Source organism: Mesorhizobium sp. M7A.T.Ca.US.000.02.2.1, assembly GCF_003996995.1.
Classification (GTDB): domain Bacteria; phylum Pseudomonadota; class Alphaproteobacteria; order Rhizobiales; family Rhizobiaceae; genus Mesorhizobium.
This window is the reverse complement of record NZ_RZTT01000254.1, coordinates 1-8,999: the sequence shown is the minus strand read 5'-3', so window position 1 is coordinate 8,999 and position 8,999 is coordinate 1. Positions and strand designations below refer to the sequence as shown.

The window sequence follows — 8,999 nt, the reverse complement described above, 5'->3', positions numbered from 1 at the left end:
GCCTTAAGTCCTGACCCGTATGATTAACAATGCCCGTAAACGAATGGTTACCGCCGGCAAAAAACTTTAGGGTTTTGTTTCCCATAGTTCGGGGAAAGGCGGTGGACACGGGTGCGGCCTGGGCGTTTCCAGGTGGTTTGGACGATAAGTGCGGGTGTGCGTTTCCGGGAGTACCGAATCATGAAGTCACGTGAAAACCTCGTTCGGCTGAAACAGTTTCAGGTGAATGAGAAGCGGCGGCAGCTGCTGCAGCTCGACATGATGATCGCCGAGTTCGAACGCATGGCCGTCGAGCTGGAGCTTCAGATCACCGCCGAGGAAAAGAAGGCCGGCATCACAGACATCAACCATTTCGCCTATCCGACCTTCGCCAAGGCGGCTCGCCTGCGCCGCGACAACCTCAGGAATTCCCAAAGCGACCTCGCCCAGCAGCGAAGCGCCGCCGAATCATTACTCGGCGAAGCTGAAGCGGAGCTTTCCAAGGCGGAAATGCTGGAATCGCGCGACACGAAGATCCGCGAAGCCGAAGTCGGTGGCCGCAGCGCCATGATCGGCTAAGACCTGGCGGTTTGCCGCACCAACGCTCGCCATCAGGCTGGCGCATTGTCGCGGCTTGCGGCTCCGGCGGGAAAAATGAACCCGCCCTACGCGGCCCAATCCCCTTCACTCTCGGCAATTGCCCTTGCACGGGCATCCTTGATATCCGGCGCATGCTGCTCCGCCCATGACCTGATCTGGGTAAGCAGCCCCGCCAGGTTCTGGCCGAGCTCGGTCAATTCATATTCGACGCGCGGCGGAATGACCGGGAAGATTTCGCGCCGCACCAGGCCGTCGCGCTCGAGCACCCGCAGCGTCTGAGTCAGCATCTTCGGCGTGATGCCCTCGAGCTTTCGGGCAAGCTCGCCATTGCGAAGCCGGCCTTTGCGCAGCGCGCAAACCACCAGATAGACCCATTTGCTGGCCAGCATCTCCAGCACGGTGTGCGAAGGACACGTCCGCCGGAACGCGTCATAGCCAAAACCGCAATCATCTTCACTATCCATGAGGTGCGTATATATCAGGAAGGTACATACTAGACAAGGGAATATTACTATCCAAATGATAGTGGCGCCAACCAAGCAGGAGACATCTCAATGCGTGCCGTTATCCAGAATTCCGTCGGCGGACCCGACGTCCTTGTCATCGCCGATCAGCCGGATTCCACGCCAGAGGCCGGCGAAGTGCTGGTTCGCGTCAAGGCCGCAGGCATCAATCCGGTCGACGGCGCCGTCCGTGCCGGCTACTACCCCTTGCTCGGCGAGCCGCCCTTCATCCTAGGTTGGGATATCTCGGGAACTGTCGAAGCACTCGGCGCCGGCGTCACCGGCTTCAAGATCGGCGACGAGGTATTCGGCATGCCGCGCTTTCCCAAGCAGGCGGCGGCCTATGCCGAGCTGGCTGCCGTACCTGCCGATCAAATCGCACTGAAGCCGAAGGGCGCGGACCACCTCAAGGCAGGCGCCTTGCCGCTGGCCGGCCTCACCGCCTGGCAAGGGCTTGTTCGCCACGGCGGACTGAAATCGCGGCAGCGCATATTGGTCCATGCAGGAGCCGGCGGCGTCGGTCATCTGGCGGTGCAGATCGCCAAGGCGCGCGGCGCCTACGTTGTCGCCACGGTCAGCCCGGGCAAGCTCGATTTCGTCCGCGAACTCGGCGCCGACGAGGTCATCGACTACACCAGGGGCGATTTCACCGATCAGGTTCGCGACATCGATCTGGTGCTGGATCCAATGGGCGGCGACCACGCCCAACGCTCGCTGAAGGTGCTCAGGCGTGGCGGCGTTTTGGTGTCATTGCTCGATGTCAGCGACAACACCAGGGCCCAGGCCGGCGCGCGAGACATTCGGGTCGAGCGTATGTCCGTCGTGCCCGACAGGGAGGGCCTGGTGGAACTGGCTCGGTTGATCGATGCCAACAAGCTCGCCGTCCATGTGGCGAAGAGCTTCCCGCTGGACCAGGCAGGGGCCGCTCACGCCTTCCTCGCCACCAAGCCGATCGGCAAGGTTGTGCTATCGCTCTGAGCGGGAACGGTGAAAACAGAAGGGCGCGGGGTTAGCCGCGCCCTTCGTCTAAATTCGCAATGTCAGTGCCGGTATTGCTGGATGCGTGTCGTGCGCAGCCCGGCAAGGCCATATTCGTCGATCGACGCCTGCCAGGACAGGAATTCCTCGGTGGTGAGCTTGTAGCGTTGGCATGCCTCGTCCAGGCTCAAAAGCCCGCCGCGCACGGCCGCAACCACTTCCGCCTTACGCCGGATAACCCAGCGACGTGTATTGGTCGGCGGCAGATCGGCAATCGTAAGAGGGCTGCCGTCAGGCCCGATAACATATTTGACTCTCGGTCTAACCAGATCGGTCATCGTACTCTCTACAAAAAACTCAAAGACCCAATCCCCGCCACGTTACCGCCACAGCTTTAAAAATTGCCTAAGCAGACCCTAATGACTAGGTAAGGATCATGAACGCCGCGTTAGTCTTTTCGCCGGCATTTGAAACATCTGCCCGCAAACGCTGATTTGCCGGGGAAAATGCATCCCCTGGCGGAGATCGGCCGCAACCGGTGAATCGCCCTGCACGCTGGCGCGGCGGTAAAGCTTGACCTATATTCTCGACATTGGCATTGAGGCGCCGCGCAGAACGAAAGCATCATGAACAGTCTCGATCTTCCCGGACGTCCCGAAAACACCCGCATCGTCGTCGCCATGTCGGGCGGCGTCGATTCCTCTGTCGTCGCAGGCCTGCTGAAACGCGAGGGCTACGACGTCGTCGGCGTCACCTTGCAGCTCTACGACCACGGCGCGGCGACGCACCGGGCCGGCTCATGCTGCGCCGGGCAGGACATCGACGATGCCCGCCGTGTCTCCGAGACGCTCGGCATCCCCCATTATGTGCTCGACTACGAGGAACGCTTCCGCAAGGCGGTCATCGATCCCTTCGCCGAGAGCTATGTCGCCGGCGAGACGCCGATCCCGTGCGTTTCCTGCAACCAGACGGTGAAGTTCGCCGACCTGCTAGCCACCGCCAAGGAGCTCGGCGCCGACGCGCTGGCCACCGGCCACTACATCCGTTCCGGCGCCAACGGCGCCCACCGCGCGCTCTACAGGCCGGTCGACGCCGACCGTGACCAGAGTTATTTCCTGTTCGCCACCACGCAGGCACAGATCGATTATTTGCGCTTTCCCCTCGGCGGCCTGTCGAAGCCTCAGGTTCGCGCCATCGCCGAGGAGATGGGGCTGGCGGTTGCCGCCAAGCAGGACAGCCAGGACATCTGCTTCGTGCCGCAGGGCAAGTATTCCGACATCATCGCCAAGTTGAAGCCAACTGCGGCCAATCCGGGCGACATCGTCCACATCGACGGCCGCGTGCTCGGCCGCCATGAGGGTATCCTGCGCTACACGATCGGCCAGCGCCGCGGCATCGGCATCGCTTCCGGCGAGCCGCTTTACGTCGTCCACCTCGATGCCGACCGCGCTCGCGTCGTGGTTGGCCCGCGCGAGGCGCTGGAGACGCACAAGATCTATCTGCGCAATATGAACTGGCTGGGCGACGGACCGCTCACAGACGTCCCTGCAGGCGGCCTGGAGCTGTTCGCCAAGGTCCGCTCGACGCGGCCGCCGCGCCCGGCCGTGCTGCATCATCGTGCCGGTGCCACATGGGTGGAACTGGTCGACGGCGAATCCGGCATCGCGCCGGGCCAGGCCTGCGTGCTCTACTCCGATGACGGCAACGAAGCTCGCGTGTTCGGCGGCGGCTTCATCGAGCGTTCGGAGCGTGGCGCCGAGGCCGAGGCCATGCTGACCCGGCTTGCCGCCCGGCCGGCCCAGATTCCCGCGGAATAAGATTCCCGCCGAATAATCCGCGTTTCAGGAATTGGACTTGGTGTGGGTGACCGTGCCGGCGGTCAGGATGCGTAGCACCCTGATCGCTTCCTCGCCGCTGGTACGCGGTTCGGCACGCGTCTCGATGCACTGGATGAAATGCTCCAGCTCGCGTGTCAGCGGCATGCCCTGGGCAACCGCGACATAGGATGGCTCATTGGTGGTGAAGGCCCATTGGCCGCTGTCCTGCCACACTGCATGTCGGTAGACGGCAAGCTTGCGTTCCCATGGCTCGACATCGTCGAACACCGCCATCGCCTTGGTGCCGACCACGGTCAGCCGCCGCTCCCGATAGGGATTGAGACGCGAGGTGAAGAGATGGCTGCGCAGGCCGTTGGGGAAGCGCATGTGCAGATGCGCGAAGTCGCTGAGATTGTCGAGCAGGGCGGCCCCCTCGCCGCGCACCTCGATCGGCTCCGTGCCGGTGATCGCCAGGATCATCGACAGATCGTGCGGCGCCAGGTCCCACAGCGCGTCGTTCTCTGTGTGGAACTTGCCGAGGCCGAGCCGGTGCGAGTGGATGTAGCGGACTTCGCCGAGCTCGCCCTTGTCGATCAGCCCTTTCAGCGTCTCGAAGGCAGGGTGGAACCGCAGGACATGGCCGACCATGAAGACGCGGCCATTGTCCTTGGCCGCCTGCACCGCACGCTCGGCATCCGCCACAGTCAGAGCGATCGGCTTTTCCACCAGCACGTCCTTGCCGGCCGCGACGGCACGCACGGCAAGGTCGGCATGGAATTGCGGCGGCAACGCCATGACGATGGCGTCGATATCGTCACGCACGAACAGCTGGTCCGGCTCGATCGCCAGGCAGTCCTGCTCGCTGGCGAAGCCTTCTGCGCGGGCCCGGTTGGTGTCGGAGACCGCGTACAGCGCGCCGAGCGCCTTGAGAGTGCGGATGTGGTTGCTGCCCCAGTATCCGCAACCGAGGACTGCTATGCGCGGCTTCATCTGTTTCAACTCTAAAAACTCGTGGCCGAGACATAGCGACGTGCCCCTTCGAACTCAACCCCGGCGGCGGCAACCAAATGTCCGCGTGGCAAAGCTTTTCGATAATGACGATAAGCCGGCAAGCCGGTTGCTTCGAAGCTTGACAGGCTCACCCTCCCAACCTTATATCCGCGCGACCTTGGCGAACGCCCCCGACATGCCTTTCGATTTGAGGCGGATTTCGGGCCTTTCGCCGCCCTGGCGGGGTAGCTCAGTTGGTTAGAGCACGGGAATCATAATCCTGGGGTCGGGGGTTCAAGTCCCTCTCCCGCTACCATCACTGCCACATAAGCGTCTGATATCAATGTATATTTTTTGGCGAGAAGGTTTGGAGAAACCTACCTAGACAATCCTGATTCTTCTAACTGATTGATAATAAAGGTATTTTGTCTCGGGGTTCTAAACCCCACCAGTACCATCCTGAACTCGCAATTACAGCTGCCTTTGCCCGCCGCATCGCGGACAAGGCAAACCGGCCAATCAATGCAAGCCTCGTCAGCGATATGGGCAGGCGGAAAATGACACCGGCCGATCCGATTCTGATCCGAATCTTCAAGGATGAGAGTGAGTGGAGATCTGGAAACGCAATCGCTCGGGGCGATATGCGCTCTTGGAAAACACTTCCCATGCGCCGCTGGTCCGGCAAACTCGAACATAGGCGCGATAGATGATAGTATTCTGTCCCATCCTCGGGAATAGGACATGCGCGCCATTGCATTTTTTGCCGGCGTTTGGTGGCTACGCCCTCGATAGCGGCGGAGCAACTGGTCTTCTACACCGCCATTTTTCCTGATGCGACGTCGGTCAAGCTCAGCGTGCAGACAGACGCGAGTGGCGCCATCAGGTATGAAGATACCGGTAGGCATCGTGCAGGCGTTCGCTGTGCCTCCCCGGCTTACGTGAGCGTGGGTACGCGAAAATATCCTATAGTGATGCCTCTGAGCCGCTCCGAGCGTGATGATTGGAAAGAAAATCTCTGGATTACATTCTGCGCCGCCCCCTTATTCTGACACCCGTGCTCATGGCATTGCCCGATCGGAGCGTTGCCGCGGGTTGATTTCAACCCGCGGCGCTAGTCCCGGATCACTTGATACCTGTGACCGTGATGCGTCCGTTGACGCGGTCGGCTGTAAACTCGATCGCCTGACCCGATTTGACCTTCTTGAGCATGCCGTCCTCCGCGACGACGAACACCATTGTCATCGCGGGCATGTCGAGATTCGTCAGCGGCTCATGTTTGATCGTCAGCTTTTTCTGTTTGGCGTCGACCTTGATGACTTCGCCCTTCACGTATTCCTGCGCAAGCGCGCTCCCGCCAATGGCGAGTACGAGCGCGAGTGTCGATAGTACTTTTACCAATAGTGCCATGGTTGCTTCCTTCGCGTTTCTGACTCAGTTGGCGACGGTGATGTCGCCCTTCATGCCGGAATCGTAGTGACCCGGGACCAGGCAGGCGAAACCGAACTCGCCGGCATTGGCGAACGTCCAGATGATCTCGCCTCTGGCACCGGGCGCCAGCCGGATCGCGTTGGGATCGGCGTGCTCCATCTCGGGGAATTTCTCCATCAGCGCCTTGTGCTCCATGATCCCTTCATGAACGTCCATGACGAATTCGTGGTCAATTTTGCCTTTGTTGACGAACTTCAGGCGAACGGTTTCACCCTTCTTCACCTTGAGCACAGCCGGTTGGAACAACATCGTCCCGTCGTCCTTCTCCGACATGGAGATGCTGACAGTCCGCTTGGCCTTGCCGGCCTCACCAGGGTTACCGATCGGCATCGTGGCAGCTTTGTCTCCATGGCCTCCGGCGTGGGTGCCACTGGCAAGAGCTGCTCCGGAATTGATCGCCATCAAAATGGCCGCTGCGATTATTTGTTTCATGCTGCACACTCTCTTTGTTGGGGTTGAGGGGGTTCGGTTTGTCATCCCTGCTTGCCGTGACCGCCGTGCACTGCCGGGGCCATCGTCTTTGCGTCGCCTGACTTTGTGGGGGCCGGAACATCACCGGTCCATTCGTAAGCCACGGTTCCTTCCGGATGTTTGTACCATCCGGGATCGGCGTAATCGTTCGCGGACAGGCCTTCGCGCACCTTCACGACCGAGAACATGCCGCCCATCTCGATGGGGCCGAATTGGCCCCAGCCGGTCATCATCGGAACGGTGTTGTCCGGAAGCGGCATCTCCATCTCGCCCATGTCGGCCATGCCGCGGTCACCCATCGCCATGTATTCGGGCTGCACCCGGCGGATCTTGTCGGTGACCTTCGAGTTATCGACACCGATAAGCGTAGGCACGTCGTGGCCCATGGCGTTCATCGTGTGATGCGACTTGTGGCAATGGATCGCCCAGTCGCCTTCGTATTTGGCTTCGAACTCGTACGCCCGCATGGCGCCGACGGGGATGTCGATCGACACCTCCGGCCACCGCGCCTCGGGGCGGACCCAGCCGCCATCGGTGCAGGTCACCTCGAAGTCGTAGCCATGCATGTGGATCGGATGATTGGTCATCGTCAGGTTGCCGACCCGGACCCTAACCCGGTCGTTCTTAGCCACTGGAAGATGACTGATCCCCGGAAAGATGCGGCTGTTCCAGGCCCAGAGATTGAAATCCGTCATCTCCATGATGCGCGGGACGTAGGATCCGGGCTCGATGTCGAATGCGTTCAGCAGGAAGACGAAGTCGCGGTCCACCCGCATGAATTTCGGGTCCTTGGGGTGGATGACGAAGAAGCCCATCATGCCCATCGCCATCTGGACCATTTCATCGGCGTGCGGGTGGTACATGAAGGTGCCGCTCTTCACGAGGTCGAACTCGTAGACGAAGGTCTTACCGGGGGGGATTCCAGGTTGGGTAAGACCGGTCACGCCGTCCATGCCGCTGGGCAGGATCATGCCGTGCCAATGCACTGTGGTGTGCTCCGGCAGCTTGTTGGTCACGAAGATGCGGACCCGATCGCCCTCGACCGCCTCGATGGTCGGCCCGGGGGACTGACCGTTATAACCCCAAAGATAGGCAGTCGATCCGGGCGCCAGTTCCCGCTCGACCGCTTCGGCGACAAGGTGGAATTCCTTCACACCGTTGTTCATGCGGTGCGGCAGCGTCCAGCCGTTGAGCGTCACCACCGGCTGGTAGTCCGGGCCGCTCGTCGGAAATATCGGTGGCTGCATGTCCGGGGACTCCATTACCGCCGCGTCCGGCAAACCCATCGCCGAGGTCTTGGTCCATGCCGTGGCGCCGGCGAGCAGGGCTCCCGCGCTTAGCAACTGACGTCTTGAAAGCATTTTCTTCTCCTTGAGTTCAGTGGCCTTGTGCGCCGGCTTCGGCCGCGGCCGGTGCGTCGCCGCCCCCGGGCGCGCTTGCGCCGCCGCCATGGATGGCAGTTCCGAGATTGACGTCTGCCAGCCAGAAATTGCGCTTGGCGTTGAGGGAAAGCATGATCGAGCTGATTTTCGCGCGGGTGTCCGCCAGAAGCTCGAACGTGTTGGTAATCATGCCGTTGTAGGTGAGGACCGACTCCGCCTCGATCTTTGTTCGCAGCGGCACGACACTGTTGCGATAGTGCCGAGCGATGTCATAGGTCGAGCGGTAGGCGTCATAGGCGGACCTGGCCTCGGACCGGATGTTGATCGCCTTCTCCGCCATCCGGTTTGCGGCTTGCATGTAGGCAAGCTCGGCCTTGCGCATGCGGGCCTTGCCGGTATCGAAAATCGGAATGACAAACTCGAGTTCCAGAGTAGGGGAGACACTCGTCTCCGTTCCGTCCTCTTCCGACTCCTCCCGTTCCACCTCTACGCCGGAGAGAAGTTCGAGATCGGTGACGTAGCGCGTCACCTCGGTCAGGCCGTGGGATTTCGCCAACGCTTCCAGCTCAAGCTTCGCGATCTCAAGGTCGACGCGGTTTTTTAGCGCCTCCCCCTCGATCGCGCGTTTGGCCTTGGCGCCCTTCGGCAGGGCTGGAAGAGTGTCGGGGACTGAGTAATCGACGTCTGGTCCCCATAGACCCATCAGCCGGGTGAGCTCTTCCTTGGCCGCCCGGGCGGCGAGCCGCGCCTCCGCCGCCTGACCAGTGATCTCGGCATAGAAGACATGTTCG

10 protein-coding genes and 1 tRNA gene are annotated in these 8,999 nt (G+C 61.3%); 4 read left to right on the top strand and 7 right to left on the bottom strand.

Annotated elements, in window-relative coordinates; all coding sequences use genetic code 11:
• Window positions 1–180 precede the first annotated feature (180 nt).
• Window positions 181–558, top strand: coding sequence for a flagellar export protein FliJ (locus tag EOD15_RS22070; protein ID WP_013529907.1), 378 nt, complete (start codon window positions 181–183; stop codon window positions 556–558).
• A gap of 86 nt (window positions 559–644) precedes the next feature.
• Here the strand turns inward: EOD15_RS22070 and EOD15_RS22065 are convergent, their stop codons facing one another.
• Window positions 645–1,043 carry a helix-turn-helix domain-containing protein gene (locus EOD15_RS22065; protein WP_023809911.1) on the bottom strand — a complete coding sequence of 133 codons (399 nt, stop codon included), beginning with the start codon at window positions 1,041–1,043 and terminating at the stop codon, window positions 645–647.
• A 90-nt stretch (window positions 1,044–1,133) separates the two neighbouring features.
• On the opposite strand from EOD15_RS22065, the gene EOD15_RS22060 reads away from it, so the two are divergent.
• Window positions 1,134–2,060 (top strand): NADP-dependent oxidoreductase, encoded by a 927-nt coding sequence (locus EOD15_RS22060; protein WP_127317833.1) that lies wholly within the window; start codon window positions 1,134–1,136, stop codon window positions 2,058–2,060.
• Window positions 2,061–2,122: 62 nt separating this feature from the next.
• Here the strand turns inward: EOD15_RS22060 and EOD15_RS22055 are convergent, their stop codons facing one another.
• Entirely contained in the window at window positions 2,123–2,398 is a 276-nt protein-coding gene (locus EOD15_RS22055; RefSeq protein WP_013529904.1) for a DUF1153 domain-containing protein, read from the bottom strand.
• Window positions 2,399–2,686: 288 nt separating this feature from the next.
• On the opposite strand from EOD15_RS22055, the gene mnmA reads away from it, so the two are divergent.
• On the top strand, window positions 2,687–3,877 hold the full coding sequence (mnmA, locus tag EOD15_RS22050; RefSeq protein WP_127317831.1) for a tRNA 2-thiouridine(34) synthase MnmA: 1,191 nt from the start codon (window positions 2,687–2,689) through the stop codon (window positions 3,875–3,877).
• Between the two features lie 24 nt (window positions 3,878–3,901).
• Here mnmA and EOD15_RS22045 read toward each other — a convergent pair whose 3' ends face one another.
• A complete protein-coding gene (locus tag EOD15_RS22045; RefSeq protein WP_127317829.1) occupies window positions 3,902–4,867 on the bottom strand; it encodes a Gfo/Idh/MocA family oxidoreductase in 966 nt (321 codons plus the stop codon).
• 239 nt (window positions 4,868–5,106) lie between these two features.
• Here EOD15_RS22045 and EOD15_RS22040 point away from each other — a divergent pair.
• Window positions 5,107–5,183: transfer RNA gene (locus tag EOD15_RS22040), tRNA-Met, on the top strand.
• An 806-nt stretch (window positions 5,184–5,989) separates the two neighbouring features.
• On the opposite strand, the gene EOD15_RS22030 is transcribed toward EOD15_RS22040, so the two are convergent.
• From EOD15_RS22030 to EOD15_RS22015, 4 genes are all read right to left on the bottom strand, one after another.
• Window positions 5,990–6,274, bottom strand: coding sequence for a copper-binding protein (locus EOD15_RS22030; RefSeq protein WP_127317827.1), 285 nt, complete (start codon window positions 6,272–6,274; stop codon window positions 5,990–5,992).
• A 24-nt stretch (window positions 6,275–6,298) separates the two neighbouring features.
• Entirely contained in the window at window positions 6,299–6,787 is a 489-nt protein-coding gene (locus EOD15_RS22025; RefSeq protein WP_127317825.1) for a cupredoxin family protein, read from the bottom strand.
• Between the two features lie 41 nt (window positions 6,788–6,828).
• On the bottom strand, window positions 6,829–8,187 hold the full coding sequence (locus tag EOD15_RS22020; RefSeq protein WP_127317823.1) for a copper oxidase: 1,359 nt from the start codon (window positions 8,185–8,187) through the stop codon (window positions 6,829–6,831).
• A 16-nt stretch (window positions 8,188–8,203) separates the two neighbouring features.
• Window positions 8,204–8,999, bottom strand: a 796-nt coding sequence (locus EOD15_RS22015; protein ID WP_148129613.1) for a TolC family protein, incomplete at its 5' end; no start/stop codon positions are given.

What these genes read in the sequence shown, in the direction of transcription:
- EOD15_RS22070 (WP_013529907.1), top strand. Translation starts at nt 181, where the DNA reads ATGAAGTCACGTGAAAACCTCGTTCGGCTGAAACAGTTTCAGGTGAAT.
- EOD15_RS22065 (WP_023809911.1), bottom strand. Translation starts at nt 1,043, where the DNA reads ATGGATAGTGAAGATGATTGCGGTTTTGGCTATGACGCGTTCCGGCGG.
- EOD15_RS22060 (WP_127317833.1), top strand. Translation starts at nt 1,134, where the DNA reads ATGCGTGCCGTTATCCAGAATTCCGTCGGCGGACCCGACGTCCTTGTC.
- EOD15_RS22055 (WP_013529904.1), bottom strand. Translation starts at nt 2,398, where the DNA reads ATGACCGATCTGGTTAGACCGAGAGTCAAATATGTTATCGGGCCTGAC.
- mnmA (WP_127317831.1), top strand. Translation starts at nt 2,687, where the DNA reads ATGAACAGTCTCGATCTTCCCGGACGTCCCGAAAACACCCGCATCGTC.
- EOD15_RS22045 (WP_127317829.1), bottom strand. Translation starts at nt 4,867, where the DNA reads ATGAAGCCGCGCATAGCAGTCCTCGGTTGCGGATACTGGGGCAGCAAC.
- EOD15_RS22030 (WP_127317827.1), bottom strand. Translation starts at nt 6,274, where the DNA reads ATGGCACTATTGGTAAAAGTACTATCGACACTCGCGCTCGTACTCGCC.
- EOD15_RS22025 (WP_127317825.1), bottom strand. Translation starts at nt 6,787, where the DNA reads ATGAAACAAATAATCGCAGCGGCCATTTTGATGGCGATCAATTCCGGA.
- EOD15_RS22020 (WP_127317823.1), bottom strand. Translation starts at nt 8,187, where the DNA reads ATGCTTTCAAGACGTCAGTTGCTAAGCGCGGGAGCCCTGCTCGCCGGC.